20 protein-coding genes are annotated in these 15,856 nt (G+C 45.0%); 13 read left to right on the forward strand and 7 right to left on the reverse strand.

Annotated features, from left to right (window positions below; translation table 11 throughout):
- Window positions 1-59: 59 nt before the first annotated feature.
- The 5 genes from modC to KKZ03_RS08700 form a co-directional block, all read right to left on the reverse strand.
- Window positions 60-1,139 (reverse strand): molybdenum ABC transporter ATP-binding protein, encoded by a 1,080-nt coding sequence (modC, locus tag KKZ03_RS08680; RefSeq protein WP_243221101.1) that lies wholly within the window; start codon window positions 1,137-1,139, stop codon window positions 60-62.
- Window positions 1,136-1,822, reverse strand: a complete 687-nt coding sequence (gene modB / locus KKZ03_RS08685; protein ID WP_243221102.1) for a molybdate ABC transporter permease subunit — start codon at window positions 1,820-1,822, stop codon at window positions 1,136-1,138. Before modB ends, modC begins: the two co-directional genes overlap by 4 nt.
- Window positions 1,823-2,094: 272 nt before the next feature.
- Complete coding sequence (gene modA, locus KKZ03_RS08690; protein WP_243221103.1) at window positions 2,095-2,859, reverse strand: molybdate ABC transporter substrate-binding protein; 765 nt, start codon at window positions 2,857-2,859, stop codon at window positions 2,095-2,097.
- Window positions 2,860-2,942: 83 nt separating this feature from the next.
- The gene (locus KKZ03_RS08695) at window positions 2,943-4,463 is read right to left on the reverse strand and encodes an alginate export family protein (protein ID WP_243221104.1); all 1,521 of its coding nucleotides are present in this window, start codon (window positions 4,461-4,463) and stop codon (window positions 2,943-2,945) included.
- Between the two features lie 428 nt (window positions 4,464-4,891).
- The gene (locus KKZ03_RS08700) at window positions 4,892-5,320 is read right to left on the reverse strand and encodes a molybdopterin-binding protein (RefSeq protein WP_243221105.1); all 429 of its coding nucleotides are present in this window, start codon (window positions 5,318-5,320) and stop codon (window positions 4,892-4,894) included.
- 334 nt (window positions 5,321-5,654) lie between these two features.
- Between KKZ03_RS08700 and KKZ03_RS08705 the strand changes: the two genes are divergently transcribed.
- Window positions 5,655-6,506, forward strand: coding sequence for a TOBE domain-containing protein (locus tag KKZ03_RS08705; RefSeq protein ID WP_243221106.1), 852 nt, complete (start codon window positions 5,655-5,657; stop codon window positions 6,504-6,506).
- Between the two features lie 154 nt (window positions 6,507-6,660).
- Here KKZ03_RS08705 and hemJ read toward each other — a convergent pair whose 3' ends face one another.
- Window positions 6,661-7,086 (reverse strand): protoporphyrinogen oxidase HemJ, encoded by a 426-nt coding sequence (gene hemJ / locus KKZ03_RS08710; protein ID WP_243221107.1) that lies wholly within the window; start codon window positions 7,084-7,086, stop codon window positions 6,661-6,663.
- A gap of 3 nt (window positions 7,087-7,089) precedes the next feature.
- A complete protein-coding gene (locus KKZ03_RS08715) occupies window positions 7,090-7,614 on the reverse strand; it encodes a peroxiredoxin (RefSeq protein ID WP_243221108.1) in 525 nt (174 codons plus the stop codon).
- A gap of 93 nt (window positions 7,615-7,707) precedes the next feature.
- Here KKZ03_RS08715 and serA point away from each other — a divergent pair, with 93 nt between their 5' ends.
- The 12 genes from serA (at window position 7,708) to tolR (ending at window position 15,856) form a co-directional block, all read left to right on the forward strand.
- Entirely contained in the window at window positions 7,708-9,291 is a 1,584-nt protein-coding gene (serA, locus tag KKZ03_RS08720) for a phosphoglycerate dehydrogenase (protein ID WP_243221109.1), read from the forward strand.
- Window positions 9,288-9,926 carry an HAD-IB family phosphatase gene (locus tag KKZ03_RS08725; protein ID WP_243221110.1) on the forward strand — a complete coding sequence of 213 codons (639 nt, stop codon included), beginning with the start codon at window positions 9,288-9,290 and terminating at the stop codon, window positions 9,924-9,926. The genes serA and KKZ03_RS08725 overlap by 4 nt, the downstream gene beginning before the upstream one ends.
- 89 nt (window positions 9,927-10,015) lie before the next feature.
- Complete coding sequence (locus KKZ03_RS08730; RefSeq protein ID WP_243221111.1) at window positions 10,016-10,237, forward strand: hypothetical protein; 222 nt, start codon at window positions 10,016-10,018, stop codon at window positions 10,235-10,237.
- 155 nt (window positions 10,238-10,392) lie between these two features.
- Entirely contained in the window at window positions 10,393-11,142 is a 750-nt protein-coding gene (locus KKZ03_RS08735) for a YebC/PmpR family DNA-binding transcriptional regulator (protein WP_243221112.1), read from the forward strand.
- 68 nt (window positions 11,143-11,210) lie between these two features.
- A complete protein-coding gene (locus tag KKZ03_RS08740; protein ID WP_243221113.1) occupies window positions 11,211-11,795 on the forward strand; it encodes a Uma2 family endonuclease in 585 nt (194 codons plus the stop codon).
- 129 nt (window positions 11,796-11,924) lie between these two features.
- Window positions 11,925-12,134 carry a hypothetical protein gene (locus KKZ03_RS08745; protein WP_243221114.1) on the forward strand — a complete coding sequence of 70 codons (210 nt, stop codon included), beginning with the start codon at window positions 11,925-11,927 and terminating at the stop codon, window positions 12,132-12,134.
- A complete protein-coding gene (ruvC, locus tag KKZ03_RS08750; protein ID WP_243221115.1) occupies window positions 12,134-12,634 on the forward strand; it encodes a crossover junction endodeoxyribonuclease RuvC in 501 nt (166 codons plus the stop codon). The genes KKZ03_RS08745 and ruvC overlap by 1 nt, the downstream gene beginning before the upstream one ends.
- The gene (gene ruvA, locus KKZ03_RS08755) at window positions 12,631-13,236 is read left to right on the forward strand and encodes a Holliday junction branch migration protein RuvA (protein ID WP_243221116.1); all 606 of its coding nucleotides are present in this window, start codon (window positions 12,631-12,633) and stop codon (window positions 13,234-13,236) included. The genes ruvC and ruvA overlap by 4 nt, the downstream gene beginning before the upstream one ends.
- Entirely contained in the window at window positions 13,233-14,267 is a 1,035-nt protein-coding gene (gene ruvB / locus KKZ03_RS08760) for a Holliday junction branch migration DNA helicase RuvB (RefSeq protein ID WP_371744875.1), read from the forward strand. Before ruvA ends, ruvB begins: the two co-directional genes overlap by 4 nt.
- Window positions 14,268-14,353: 86 nt before the next feature.
- On the forward strand, window positions 14,354-14,758 hold the full coding sequence (gene ybgC, locus KKZ03_RS08765) for a tol-pal system-associated acyl-CoA thioesterase (RefSeq protein WP_243221578.1): 405 nt from the start codon (window positions 14,354-14,356) through the stop codon (window positions 14,756-14,758).
- Window positions 14,748-15,425: a protein TolQ gene (tolQ, locus tag KKZ03_RS08770; RefSeq protein ID WP_243221117.1), complete on the forward strand. Its 678-nt coding sequence runs from the start codon at window positions 14,748-14,750 to the stop codon at window positions 15,423-15,425. The genes ybgC and tolQ overlap by 11 nt, the downstream gene beginning before the upstream one ends.
- Complete coding sequence (gene tolR / locus KKZ03_RS08775) at window positions 15,422-15,856, forward strand: protein TolR (protein ID WP_243221118.1); 435 nt, start codon at window positions 15,422-15,424, stop codon at window positions 15,854-15,856. Before tolQ ends, tolR begins: the two co-directional genes overlap by 4 nt.

Here is a 15,856-nt window from a genome sequence, read left to right on the forward strand (position 1 = left end):
TTGTTTTTTATATTTGCGGTAGCAGTATTAGTATCTGTCCCGGTTTAAGTCGGCAGCCGTTAATTCAATATCGATGTACCTTTGATCTGCACATAAACTGCGATGCCAATTTGTAAGTTAAGCGATACTGTTGATTTCCGGGTTATGTGCGCGAGCAGTGTCTGATTTCCAACCTGTAATCGTACGACACTCTGACCGCTGCGATCATCAGTAAGACCGGTGATGGTTGCCGGTAGCACATTCAAAATACTGGTGCCAGTCGTTGCCTTAAGGGCAATGCTGACATCTCGCGCGTAAATTTGTACACGTAACGAAGTACCAATTTTGACGTCGATCATCGGCAAACTGAGCGTGCCACCCGTAAAAGCGACATGGGTGAGGTGATAGTCGGTTTCATGTTCTATGATAATGACTTGCCAAACTGAGGAGGCTTCCCGGTCTTGTGCCAGTGGTACGTCGAGACGACTCAGCGTTTCCGAAAGAAATCCACAGGCCAGTGCCTTTCCGTCTTCCAGAATAACCAGCGTGTCTGCCAGTTGCGCAACTTCCTGTTGAGAGTGGGTAACATACAAAACCGGAATATTTAACTCTTGATGCAATCGACTTAAAAACGGCAGGATTTCCTGTTTACGCTTAAAATCCAGTGATGCCAGCGGCTCATCCATCAGCAATATTTCCGGATTTAAAGCCAAGGCACGGGCGATGGCAACTCGCTGTCTTTCGCCACCCGACAATCGATCCGGCATGCGCTTGAGTAAATGCTCGATACCCAGCAATTCCAGGATACGTTGAAGATCGATAGCGTCCGATTTTTTGGCTATTCGCTTCAAGCCAAATTGTAAGTTTCCAGCTACCGTCAAATGTGGGAACAGATTGGCTTCTTGGAATACATAACCCAATGCCCGCTTATGGGTAGGCAAAAACAGGTTTTTCTCACTGTCTTGCCAGACTTTGCCATTGATTTCCAGAAAACCTTGCTGTGCGTGTTGCAGACCGGCAATGCAGCGTAGCAGGGTAGTTTTGCCTGAACCGGAATGGCCGAACAATACAGTAATGCCGGTGCCCGGAAGTTGTAAGTCGACGTCCAGGATAAAGTCGCCGTAGTTGAGTTGAAAGCGGGCAGTGATCGGTTGCGTCATTTCAGAGGATGAGTAACAGGTTGGGTTTTTAATAGGCTGTAGAGCGCCAGTAGTACGGTAAACGAGAACGCCAGCAAGCAACCTGCCAGCCAGTGCGCTTCGCTGTATTCCAGCGCTTCGACATGATTGTAAATTTGCACTGATACCACGCGGGTTTTATCGGGAATATTGCCGCCAATCATCAGCACGACCCCAAATTCACCGACCGTATGAGTAAAGCCTAAAATAGTAGCGGTCAAAAATCCGGGTTTCGCCAGCGGTACAACCACACTAAAAAACGTATCAAAAGGACTGGCACGCAAGGTCGCCGCTGCTTCCAACGGCTGCTCACCAATGCTGGTAAACGCCGCCTGCAAAGGTTGCACAACAAACGGCATCGAATACAACACCGAGGCCACCACCAATCCGGCAAAGGTAAACGGTAACGTACCCAATCCCAACCAACTGGTCAACTCACCAATGGCTCCTGCAGGACCCATCAATACCAGCAAATAAAAGCCCAATACCGTCGGTGGGAGTACCAGCGGCAACGATACGACGGCATTGATTAAGCCTTTCCAGGCAGAACGAGTTCGCGCCAGCCACCAAGCCAGCGGAGTGCCGAGCAGTAACATCAAAAAAGTCGCTAAGCTGGCTACTTTAACGGTTAAAAAAAGTGTATCAAGATCGGCAGAAGTTAGCATGAGCGGCTCTTTATATTATTTGATGTTACCTGCCTGGAACAAACCACCTGAGATGTGACAAGGTTTGCAACCTCGTCTCCTACGTTTTGAAAGCTATAAAAGCCTTCAAACGTTTCGGTCGGGGTTGTAAGCCCATAGAGATCAAGTTAAGACATTTCACCACGAAGACACGAAGAGCACGAAGATTTTGCTTTGGTTTTTCTTCGTGAACTTCGTGTCTTCGTGGTGATTGTTTTCAGCTTAAAGTAACCAGCTTAAAGTAATGTCAGTTATTATTGGGGTAAATCGTAGCCGTATTTTTTGATAATAGCCAATGCCGGTGCGGATTTTAAATAATTTAGCAAGGCTGGTGCTGCCGGATTTTCAGCACCCTTCTTCATTAAAACTGCACCTTGGCGGATTGGTGTATGGCCATTGTCGGGAATAATCCAACCTGAGCCGTTAGTAATTTTACCGTTTTCAATCACTTGTGATAAGGCGATAAAGCCTAGTTCGGCGTTAGCGGTACTAATAAACTGGTAAGTTTGCGCGATATTTTCACCTTGTACGAACAAGGGTTGCAATTTCTCGAACAGTCCCTGATTTTTCAAGACCTCCACGGCCGCAGCGCCATAAGGTGCCAGTTTCGGATCAGCCAGGGCCAAATGCTTAAAGTTGCCGGTTGTTAAAATTTTACCTTGATCATCAATGTAACCGGGTTTTGCCGACCATAAAATCAGTCTGCCCTGTGCGTAGACGAAACGACTGTTCGGGACAGTAAAGCCGTCTTGTTCCAGCTTCTGCGGACCTTTTTCGTCTGCTGATAACAGTATCTCAAAAGGACCGCCATTTTCCAGTTGCGAAACAAATTTACCCGACGATCCAAATGATAAGTGGGCGCTGTGCCCGGTCGCTTTTTCAAATTCAGCGGCTATTTCCGTCATTGGTTTGCTAAAATTGGCAGCAACGGCGACCAGTACGGTAGCAGCCCAAGTGGTTTGGCTAAATAGCAGCAACATTGACAGTATGATTGCGCGTGAACAAGCATTAAGTAACATGATCTATCTCCAGGGTAAATAAAAAAATGGGCTTGGCAGGCCTTGCTCAATCGGCGAGGGCCGTATGTTTCCATAAGCTGTGCTTAAAATCTCAGCATGCTTTCTATATAAACGTAATTGACATCGACAGGGGCTGGAGCTTGCGGCGCATTTTCGGCGAATGAGCCTTTAAATAAATGGGTATAACCGGTTTCAAAATTCAGGCTGCTGTTAAAATCCCAGCGCGCAATTAAATCAATCTGTGAACCGACATTATTACCGCTACGACCGGTTTTGTCCTGGAGAATAAAACTAGTGCCGGTACAGGTGGCACCGCCCCAACAATCGGATGACTCTGCCAACCAGAATATGCGATGGTCAAGTTGTAATGACACATCGGAACGTGGCGCAAGGTTGATACGGTAGCCGGGCGAGTTGATGTTGGCCCGGGAGAATGCGCCGTAAATGCCGGTGGGGCCAAAGTCAAAACGGCGGGCCCCGTAAAGGGTATCAAAACGCTGGTCTTGATTATCTTTTGGGTTTTTGTCGCCGCTGGCGTAATCATATTCCAACCCCAGACGGGGTGACCATGGCATATCAATGGTATAACCGATATCAGCATGTTGATACCAGGCATTATGGTTGAGATTTTTACTGTTTGGTGCGGTGGTCTCCTGTACCGTGCCGAATTGACCGATGGTTTCCAGTTGAAAGTCAATTGCCGCCTTGGCGGGTTTGCTGAAAAAGCGCGTGCCGGACGTAAAATAGCGGCGGTGACGGGTTGGTACGCTGGTGCTGCTTCCTTCGTCAAGATGATACAAATACAACTCGCTGCTGATGCCTAAATCCAGATCATTCATTTCAAGGAATCCACCGGAAAACCAGGTGTTGGTATTTTCCCTGTCGAAAACTTGGTCATTGTCGAGCAGACCGGAGGAAGAAGTCGGGAGTCGATTGACCGGTGTGCTGGCAAAGCCGTTAAACTGCCAGTTACCGTAATCAATCACCCGTACCTTGACCCCGTTAAAGCTATTGATGGTGTTGCGGAAGGTATTCCTTGCCACCAGCCGCCGGCTACCGAAATTTAGGGTTTGCCTGCCGGCAATCACCTCAACGCCCAAGCCGCTGTATAATATATTTTGGTCAGACCAGGCAGCATAACCTTGTAAAAAATCCAAAGTATTGCTCATGGTGTTATTCATACCGGTACTACTGTCGGAATTTAATGCGCGGGCATCCATGAACTCGGTGCCAAGCCGGAATGAACTCAGACGGGCTTCCAGCCATAGCGTGGTTTGTAGTGGAATTTGCTGATCGCCGCCTTTACTGTTGGCTTTGAAAGATCCGGACATGGTTTCGTAGCGGGTGCGCTGTTCGAGTGTTGCAGACAGCCAATTCGGTAACTTCAAGGTATCGTGCAGATTCCAGACTGGTTTTTCATATTTATCTGATCCCAACAAAGCATCTTCCATTTGACTGGAGAAGGCACCAAAGGGTACCCGAGTGTAAGTTTTATTTTCCGCTGCTTCAATGGTATCGTTGCCGCTTATAGAGAAGCCGCCGACGATAATTAGTTTAAGTGCATGGCTGACAGTAGCCCCTGCCTGATTTTTTCTTGCTTGCATCACAATCACCGATAGTGTCATTAGTAAGGCGCATCGATGTTGTTTCGTCGATGTAACAGATCTTATTCAGATAAGTCTCTGTAATAAAAACAACTTCATTATAATTCGTTATGTATAAAAGTAAATAACGATAATAAATTATTAATTGTAGGTCAATCATAGGGAGACTTGGTTTTGTTAAAATGACTGATACCGAAAGGCCCTTCAGTTTGAAAATGAAGCCTGTATAAATAGATTTGATGAGAAGTAGCGAGCGCTGGTGGGGGATAAATGGGATAGCTTGGCCTGCGGTTATTTAGGACAATATGGTGTCGATTGCCTATTGGTTTGTATGCAGTTTTACATTCATTTGCAGCATTATAGTGACCTCTATTGTAAAGGCCACGCAACTGTAACCAAAAGCCGGATTACAGTTGCGTGGTGTAAAATTATTTGGCGACAGCCAGAATCACGGCGCCTGCTTTAAAGATAGCGGTGACAGCTTGGCCTTTGCGTAAACCCAGTGTTTCGACGCTGTCGTTGGTAACGGTAGCAGTAATTTGCTCGCCGCCCGTTGACTCAATGTCGATTTCGGTGTTGACTGCGCCAGATTTAACCAGGGTTACCGTGCCTGGTAGCTGATTACGTGCAGAAACACGATAGCCGCCAAAATCAGTGACGATGATGATTTGTGGAGCCTTGACCAAGGCAATGGCTTCAGTTCCGGTCTTGATGTTCAAAGTTTCGGCAGATTCCTTGGTAATTGAGGCTACGATGATTTCTCCGCCCTTCAAGCCAATATGAACTTCTGCATTGACTGCGCCGATAAGTACTTCACTGACGGTTCCACTAAATTGATTACGTGCACTTGTTTTCATAGTATTTCTCATTGGTTGGACTGAGGTTCAATACTAACACTATTAATAGGGGAATACTTAAGTGGTATATTCCGATTATGGCTAAAGTTAGTGGTAATTGGGCTAATTGTTTGGTTAAGAAGCGAAACAGTAAAAAGTTTACTTTGTAGAAATATGAGCGCCCTATAATTACACCAGTAAACTTGCATCGGCACTTGATTGGTTTTTTTAAATCAAATCTGTTGGCAGTATTCAGGATCAGATGCGGGTTTAATCTGTTACGTTACGTATAAAAGCAAATAACGATAATTGGAAATAAATTTTTGCTAAAAAAGAAACAAGGTTTGAGCTAAAAATGATTTTGGCTCTTTCAAGGATTCATAATCTGGATAATGACATGCAAAAAAAACAGCAAGACAGTATAGCCATGCCTTGGGTTGAGGGTGAATTGCGTTTGGTTGGTGGGCTGGATAGTCGCATGATCGGCTTGTTGAGGGCCATACAGCAAAGTGGTTCCATCAATCAGGCCGCCAAGCAAGTAGGATTAAGCTACAAAGGTGCTTGGCAGATGATTGAGCGTGCCAATAATCTTGCTCCCAAAGTATTGATTAGCACCGCTACCGGCGGCAGCAAGGGCGGAGGAACCTGCCTGACCACGGCTGGTCAATCGCTACTGCAGTTGTTTACCCGACTGGAGCAGCAGCATGAGCAATTTTTACAGCAACTCAATCAGGGTTTGGCCAACGATCCTGATGTGCAAATGCTGCTTAAACGCTTGGTGATCAAAACCAGTGCAACTAATCAGCTGTTTGGCACCATTACTGCCATTCAAAATGGCGCGGTTAATGCCGAAGTATTGGTTGAATTAAAAGGTGGCGAACAGCTTGTGGCTACCCTGACTTTGACTGGGCTTAAACACCTTGAGCTTTGTATCGGTGGCGATGTAGTGCTATTAATTAATGATCCCGAGATTATTGTCATCACCGATTCGGATAGCTACGTTTTGTCAGCGCGAAACTGTCTGCGCGGTACGGTGATTCGTATGCAATATGACGGCGTTGATGCCGAGGTTGTGATTAATCTGCCCAGTGGCGATAGTCTTGTTGCCACCATAACCCAAGCCAGTGCAGAAGCATTAGGTTTGAAGCCGGGTATTTCGGCCTGTACCGTTTTTAAAAGCAATGCCGTGATAATTGGCGCGATATAGCTATACATTTTCAGATAAATAATTTCCATGTCGACAGATACCATCCCTTCAAGGGATGGTATCTGTGTGGACTTACCGCGAGATAAATTGGCAGTTTAATTTCTGAAAGTCTATACTCCGCGCGGTCATGTTTACGGAGTTTATATCCAGTATTTTAAAAAGGTTTAACCACCGCCAAAATGATAATGCCTACCAAAAACAATACCGGTACTTCATTCATCCAGCGGTAATAAACATGGCTGTGCTGATTGCGGTCATGTTTAAAGTCGGCAAGCCACACGCCGCAAAAGTAGTGATAAACCAGTGCGAGTGCAAGCAGCGTTAATTTTGCATGTAGCCAGCCACTGGCAGAATAAAGTCCCCACGCATAATCAGTCAGCATCCAGATACCAAATATAAATGTCACTATCATGCCCGGCGTCATAATGCCGTAAAACAGTTTACGTTCCATTACTTTAAAACGTTCATTGCTAATTTCATCAGAACTCATGGCATGATAAACATACAGGCGTGGCAGATAAAAAAGACCGGCAAACCAGGTGACCATAAAAATCAAGTGCAGTGCTTTTAACCAGAGCATGGCTTATCCTTTTATAAATGTTTCAATAAGGGTTTTTATTTCCGCGGGATCAAACATGCCGGTTTTTTTTAGGGCAATCAATCCGTCCGGGCTAATTAAAAATGTGCTGGGTGTTAATTGTACATCGCCAAAGGCCTGAGCGTGTTCGGCTGTTAAGTCCAGTGCGACATGATAAGGCAGTTGCCGGTTTCCAGTCAGGTTAATGACATGATTAGGTGGGTCGTAAGACATGGCAACCGCTATAATTTCAAGGCCTTGCTGGTGATATTGTGTATAAAGATCAATCAAGTGGGGAATCTCTTTTATACAGCCCGGACAATCGGTTGCCCAGAAAGTGATGATAACCGGTTTACCGCGTAACTCTTTTAAGGCAATTTTTTTACCGGTAATGCTCGTAAATGTCACATCGGGTGCTTGGGTAGCGGTGCGATTGATGACGCTTACCAAAATAAATACCAGCAGTATTAATAAGGTGACCAATAAAATAAATCGAGTCTTTACGGTAGGGGAAGGGGATTGTTCGGGCATTTGCGTTAATGTCTCACTTGGCAATATCGGGATTATAGCAAAGCTGTTAGACTGTGTATTTTTTAACGGGTAATCTTTTTAATCAATAATGCCATGAAAAAAATTCTTATTTCCGACAAATTAGCAGAAGCTGGTATTAATTATTTAAATGAACAGTCAGGTATAAAAATACATATCGAGACGGGACTTAATGAAGAAGGGCTTTGTAAAATTATCGGCGATTATGATGCCTTATTGATTCGCAGTGATACCCAGGTTACCCCGGCTGTATTGCATGCCGCCAAACGTTTAAAATTAATCGGTCGTGCCGGTATTGGTGTTGATAATGTCGACATTCCGGAAGCAACCGAACTGGGTATTATCGTCATGAATACGCCTGATGCCAATGCGACGACCACGGCTGAACTGGCTATTGCACATTTAATGTCACTGAGTCGACATTTGCCTACCGCAGATCGCTCTATTCGCGCCGGTAAATGGGAGCGATCCAAATTAATGGGTTCGGAAGTCGCTCACAAGACCTTGGCGATACTGGGCTTTGGTACCATCGGGCGAATTGTTTCGCAGCGTGGTTTGGGCTTGAAAATGGATGTTATCGCTTATGATCCGTTTGTCGCGCCAGAAATATTTGCAAGCTTGGGCGTCGAATCCGTCAGTCTGGATGAATTAGTAATGCGTGCCGATTATCTTACTTTACATTGTCCGCTTTTTGAAAAAACCCATCATGTTATCGGTAGCGCCCAGTTAGCGATGATGAAGAAAGAAGCCATGATCATCAACTGTGCCAGAGGTGGCTTGATTGATGAAGCAGCGTTGTATGATGCCTTAAAAAACGGCCGGATTGCCGGAGCGGCTCTGGATGTTTATGAAAATGAACCTCCGGTAAATTCGCCCTTGCTGGAGCTGGATAATATTGTTTTCACGCCACATTTGGGCGCGTCAACCACTGAAGCGCAAGTGGCAGTAAGCGTGGAAATTGCCAGGCAGGCGGTGATGTTTCTGAAAACGGGTGAAGCAGTCAATGCCTTGAATTTGCCCAGATTGTCGGCGGAAGAGTTAAAAAAAGCGCATGAATTTATGAATCTTGCCACGATCTTAGGCAAGATACTGGTCGGTTTGGCAACCCAGCCCCTGGAAAAAATAGAGGTGGCTTTATTTGGCCGGGCTGCTGAAGTGGCAGTGCGTCCGGTATCCGTTGCGGCGTTGATCGGTGTCTTAAGTGGTAATGTTTCTACGCCGGTTAACCGCGTTAATGCCGAGAATATTGCCAAACGCCAGGGCATTACGCTGGTTGAATCAGTTACCCAAGAATCGCAGGATTATGTGTCATTGATTAAAGTAACCGGGCATTGTGCAGACCAGAGCATTACCTTGTCGGGTGCGTTATTGGGTGGTCGTCAACCGCGTTTGGTTTGTATCAATCATTTTGATATTGAAGTTGTGCCGGAAGGAACCTTATTAATTACCCGACATGATGATAAGCCCGGTGTAATTTCGGCAATCAGTACACTATTGGGTAATGCCAATATCAATATTACCCGCATGCAAGTCAGTACAGCAGATGGTTTGCAGCAGGCGATGGCTGTCATCAGTGTGTCGGAGCCATTAACCGATGCTTTATTAAAACAATTGTGCGGCATTGCTGCCGTGCATCAGGCGACCCAGATTACGTTATGAATTTTGATGTTATATGTTTTGACTGCGACAGTACCTTAAGCAAAATAGAAGGTATAGACGAGCTTGCCCGTCGGGTTGGTTTGGGTGAAGAAATGTCCAAGCTGACCGATGCGGCAATGAATGGAATTGTGCCTTTGGAAGCGGTTTATGAAAAACGTCTGTCGCTTATTCGGCCGGACCAAAACAGTATCGACTGGTTGGCTGATTTATATATTGCCGAAATAGTCGATGGCGTTAAAGAGGTCTTTGCGGCTTTGTTGGCTCAAGATAAAACCGTGCATATTATCAGTGGTGGCTTGCGTCAAGCTATCTTGCCGTTGGCAAAGCACTTGGGCTTACCGGAAAGTCATGTACATGCGGTTGATGTTTATTTCAACGAAGATGGCAGTTACGGTCACTATGATTTGAACTCGCCATTGGCCAGAACGGGTGGCAAAGCTGTCATTGTCGGCAGTCTTAAAGCGCAAGGTTCACTGGCAATGATCGGTGACGGCAAAACCGATCTGGAGGCCAAACAGGCTGGCGCTTATGTGCTGGGGTTTGGCGGGGTAGTCGATAGAGCGATTGTTCGTGAATTAGCTGATTTTTATACCACGGAACCTAGCTTGCTTTCGGTTTTAGAGCATATTTTATAAGCTTCCGTCGATAAGCATTACACAAGCTGTTGAAAGAGCACACCACGAAGACACGAAGTACACGAAGAAAGGCTAAGATAAAAAACGGTGTGTTCTTACCATTACTATCCCTTCAAGGCATAGGTATCTACACAACTTTTACTCATAATAAAAACAATGAGTTGCAGAAACACCATGCTCCCTCTCTTGTTGGAGAGGGCTGGGGTGACGACTGCACGGATGCAGGAGGTAGAGCAATGCAGGAGCAATTGCCGACGACTGCACGGATGCAGGAGGTAGAGCAATGCAGGAGCAATTGCCAAGGAGAGTAAAATCAAGCAGTTACATTCCCCTCATCCCAACCTTCTCCCTTTGGAGAAGGAGCAGTAGGACTTGTGTAGCTACCTATGCCTTCAAGGGGATATTATCTGTTCTGGCTTGGTAGCCTTTATTCCTAAACACACACTAATTTTTAAAGAGAGAAACAATGGCTGGACATAGTAAATGGGCGAATATCAAGCATCGCAAGGCCGGGCAGGATGCCAAGCGCGGTAAAATTTTTACCAAAGTCATGCGTGAGATTACCGTCGCAGTTAAAGCCAGCGGCCCGGATGCCGCCAGTAATCCAAGTTTACGTACCGCAGTTGATAAGGCCTTGGGTGCAAATATGCGCCGCGATACTATTGATACCGCCATTAAAAAAGCCGCCGGCGCGTTGGAAGGTGTTAATTACGAAAATATCCGTTATGAAGGCTATGGCCCTGGCGGTACAGCGGTTATCGTTGATTGTTTAACCGATAATCGTAACCGCACAGTTGCTGAAGTTCGTCATGCCTTTGCCAAAGCGGGTGGTAATTTGGGTACGGATGGCTCGGTTGCCTATCTGTTTAATAAAGTCGGTATCTTAAGTTACGCCCCTTCTGTTGACGAAGATGCGCTGATGGATGCTGCCCTGGAAGTTGGTGCAGAAGATGTGATTGGCTATGATGACGGTGCCGTTGATGTAATGACAACTCCTGAAATGTATTTAACGGTAAAAGATGCCCTGATTGCCGCAGGCTTTGAGCCGGACAGCTCTGAAGTCACCATGCAAGCAACCATCCAGGCTGAACTTGATGCCGATGATGCAGAAAAAATGCTGCACTTAATAGATCGCTTGGAAGATCTTGACGATGTACAGGATGTTTATTCCAATGCCGATATCAGTGACGAAATTATGGCAGGGTTGGATTTATAACCCCTAGGTTAGGCGATAGCCGTAACCCGGCACGCAGACTAAATCCTTTGTTAAAAATGGGAGTAACCATGAGCTTAAATTATGCACATGAGCCAATAAGCGAAGAAGACTATCTTCAAGGCGAGTTACTGGCAGAAACCAAGCATGAATATATTGATGGTCAAGTCCATGCGATGGCTGGCGCCAGCGAAAATCATAATTTACTGTCAGTCAATATAGTGACTGAATTAAAGAATCGATTAAAAGGTACGCCTTGTAGAGCATTTATGGCAGATATTAAAGTTAAAGTTGGAGCCAACTTTTTTTATCCCGATGTGATGGTGGTTTGCCAAGAGGATAATGACAGCGAGTATTACAAAACAGCGCCTGTTATTATTGTTGAGGTTTTATCCAAATCGACTCGACGCTTTGACCAGACTGACAAACGCCTGCGTTGTCAAAGAATCCCTACCTTACAAGAATATGTGTTAATCGAACAGGATAAGGGAGAGATTCAGGTTTTTAGTAAAAAAGACCAGTGGCAATCCTTTTATTATTATCTGGGCGACGACATTACTTTTTCTTCATTAGGTATTACGGTGTCGGTTGAAGATATTTACTATCAAGTCAACAATGAAGATGTATTGGATTTTTTGCGGGAAAAAGTTGGTTGATTTTGATGCCGCAGCTTTTAGAATGCGTGTAGGGAATTATCGGGTTTTATTTGATTGAGAGGATGACTTGAAAATTATTGATATTATAGACATCCTGCAACGGAAACAGGCTTATCAAAAGAGGTAGCTATGTTAGAGCATGTACAAATTATTGAAGAACATGGGCAAGCTAAATTTGCAGCCATTGATTTTGAAGAATACCAGTCAATTAAAGCACTGTTATCAGAACCTGAAAAACTGGCAGATTATTTAGATTATTTACATATGCAGACGATTAAACAAACTTCGTCTAAACGCCACACTTTGACAGAAGTTAAACAGGCTTGTGATTTTATTTAATGAGAATTTTAGGGATAGATCCCGGTTCAAGATTAACCGGATACGGAATTATAGAAGAATCGTCACGTGGCTATAAGTATATAGCCAGTGGTAGTATTCGGATTAAAGCGGATTATTTTCCGGATCGGCTCAAACAAATTTTTGACGGAATCTTGGAAATTGTTGATAACTATCAGCCTGATCAAATGGCCATAGAACAAGTCTTTATGCACAAAAATGCAGATTCGGCACTTAAGCTGGGGCAGGCACGTGGCGCTGCAATCTGTGCGGTGCAAACCAAAGTGATACCGGTATTTGAATATGCTGCGCGTCAAGTCAAACAAGCGGTGGTAGGGAAAGGCGCTGCCGACAAAATTCAGGTTCAACACATGGTAAAAATGTTGTTAAATGTCCAAGGCGAATTATCGTTGGATGCCAGTGATGCCTTGGGCATCGCAATTTGTCATGCCAATTATCAGCAAACGGCAATCATGCTTGCCAAGCAAGGTGTGTCGAGATGATCGGTTTTTTACGCGGTATATTGGTTCATAAAGCACCGCCTTTTTTAGTTTTGGATGTGCAAGGTGTTGGCTATGAAGTAGAGGCACCGATGACGACTTTTTATGACTTGCCTGCCATTAACGAAGAAATAAAGTTACATACCCATCTGGTCGTCCGCGAAGATGCGCATATTTTATTCGGCTTTTCTAACGAAGCGGATCGCACGTTATTTAGAACGCTAATTAAGGTAAATGGTGTCGGCCCCAAGCTGGCCTTAACGATTTTATCAGGACAGAGTGCGGAAGAATTTCATCGCTGCATTAATGATAACGATACGTTGGCCTTGGTGCGCTTGCCCGGTGTCGGTAAAAAAACAGCAGAACGCCTGGTTGTTGAAATGCGTGATAAATTACCGGATTTAAGCGACTCAGCGATAGTTAATACTGATAAAGCCGGTATGACTCAATCAGTAATCGGCAATCCAAAACAGGAAGCAGTGAGTGCTCTGTGTTCCTTGGGCTATAAGCCTCTTGATGCAAGTAAAATGGTGCAAAACATTAGCATTGAAGGTAAAAGCTGTGAAGATATTATCAGGCTGGCACTGCAAGGTGCGCTGAGATGATTGAAAGTGATCGACTGATAACGGCTCGCGGCAATACTGATGAAGAACGGCAAGATCGCGCCATTCGCCCCAAGCGTCTGACTGAGTACATCGGACAGAAAGAATTATGCGCGCAAATGGAGATTTTTATTCAGGCCGCAACGGCCAGAAAGGAAGCTTTGGATCATGTATTGATTTTTGGCCCGCCAGGATTAGGTAAAACAACGCTAGCCAATATCATCGCAGCGGAAATGTGTGTTAAAATTCGTCAAACTTCAGGGCCTGTATTGGATAAGGCGGGTGATCTTGCCGCTTTGCTGACTAATCTTGAGCCTCATGACGTGTTATTTATTGATGAAATTCATCGCTTAAGCCCGGCAGTTGAAGAAATTTTATATCCGGCTATGGAAGATTATCAGCTGGATCTTATGATTGGCGAAGGGCCTGCTGCCCGCTCAATCAAGCTGGACTTACCGCCTTTTACGCTGGTTGGTGCAACGACCCGCGCTGGTTTGCTGACTTCGCCGTTACGTGATCGCTTTGGCATTGTGCAACGACTCGAATTTTACGCAGTTGATGAGTTGGCCAGTATTGCCATACGTTCAGCCAAAGTTTTGGGTATTACCATGGAAGAAAAGGGCGCTTATGAGATTGCTCGCCGTTCTCGCGGTACGCCCAGAATTGCCAATCGATTATTGCGCCGGGTGCGTGACTATGCTGAAGTAAAAGGTAATGGCAGCATTACCGAACAAGTATCCATTCAGGCTCTGGACATGTTGAGAGTGGATAGTAACGGCTTTGACGCATTAGATCGTAAGTTACTGATGACGATGATTGAAAATTTTGACGGTGGTCCGGTAGGTCTTGATACGTTGGCAGCGGCTATCAGTGAAGAACGTGGCACTATTGAAGATGTCCTGGAGCCGTATTTGTTGCAACAAGGGTTTATTATGCGGACACCCCGTGGACGTGTTGTTACCCGGAATGCTTATTTGCATTTTGGCTTGCCGCTACCGAAACAAACAGGTGATCTTGGTGATTTTCTGGATTAATCCAGGATACGCCCTGCATGTCTTTACCGTGTAAAGTATGCATTCTGAGCAACCCAATCTTTGCACATTAATCGTCAACCATGCACATTAAAAAATTTATCTGGCCAATCCGTGTTTATTATGAAGACACTGATGCCGGTGGCGTGGTGTATCACGCTAATTATCTCAATTTTTTTGAACGGGCAAGAACAGAAATGCTCAGGGCAATGGGTTATGAGCAGGACGAGCTCATGGTCAATGACAGCATTATTTTTGTTGTTCGTTCCGTGCAGATTGATTATCTGCATTCTGCCCGATTTAATGAACAAATCCAGGTGAGTACAGAGGTAACTATCGTTAAAAAAGCCAGCCTGATTTTTGAACAACTGATTACACGAGGTGATGATGTTTTATGTAAAGGCATCATTCGTATCGCCTGTTTGGACGCTAAAAGCATGCGTCCTAAAGCAATTCCTGAAAACTTACTAGAGCTGTTAAAGAATGAACACTGATTTATCCATTTTCCATTTAATCAAAGAAGCCAGTTTTGTTGTTCAATTTGTCATGGTGTTGCTGTTAATAGCATCACTGGCATCATGGACGTTTATCTTTTCCAAACGCAAGGAGCTTAATCAGGCGATTGGCATTACTGACGAGTTTGAAGAACAGTTTTGGTCAGGAGTTGCCTTGGCCGATCTTTATAGAAAACTGGCCGCAAAGGATTTTGAGCCAGAAGGTATAGAGAAGATATTTTTGGCTGGATATAAAGAATTTTCGCGGATGCGCCAAACCGGTAATGTTGAACCGGCAGTGCAAGTCGAAAGTGCGCAACGAGTTATGCGTATCGAATTATCACGTGAACTGGATCGATTGGACGAACATTTGGCTTTTCTTGCTACGGTCGGATCTACCAGTCCTTATGTCGGTTTATTTGGTACGGTATGGGGAATTATGAATTCTTTCATGTCGCTCGGCAGTGTTAAGCAAGCGACACTGGCGCAGGTCGCACCAGGTATCGCCGAAGCGTTGATTGCAACAGCTATTGGTTTGTTTGCCGCGATACCTGCAGTAGTCGCTTATAACCGGTTTTCTACCCGATTGGACAGGCTGACAGGCCGTTATGAATTGTTTGTTGAAGAATTTGTCGTGCTGTTGCAAAGACAGGCGCATAGCAAATGAGCAGGAAACACGGACGCAGAAAACCAATGGCAGAAATCAATGTGGTTCCCTACATTGACGTAACCTTGGTATTGCTTATTATTTTTATGATTACGACTCCCATGTTGCAGACCGGTGTAGAAGTTGATCTTCCGCAAGCTGAATCCAAAACGGTAGAGTCGGAAGGCGAAGGCAATAATCCGCCTATTGTTATTTCAATTAAAGAACAGGGCCAGTTTTATATCAAGTCTGATAGTCAGGATGATGAGCCTGTATTACCTGAAGAGATAAATTCCCGGGTAGCTGCGATATTGATTAATAAACCAAAAACCCAAGTACTGATTAATGCGGATAAAGGTGTGAGTTATGGCACGGTAGTTACAGTGATGGCGGCATTAAAAAATGCCGGTGTACCTACTGTGGGGTTAATGACCAAGCCGGAAGAAAAATAG

The organism is Methylobacter sp. S3L5C, from assembly GCF_022788635.1.
In the GTDB taxonomy this organism is placed as follows: domain Bacteria; phylum Pseudomonadota; class Gammaproteobacteria; order Methylococcales; family Methylomonadaceae; genus Methylobacter_C.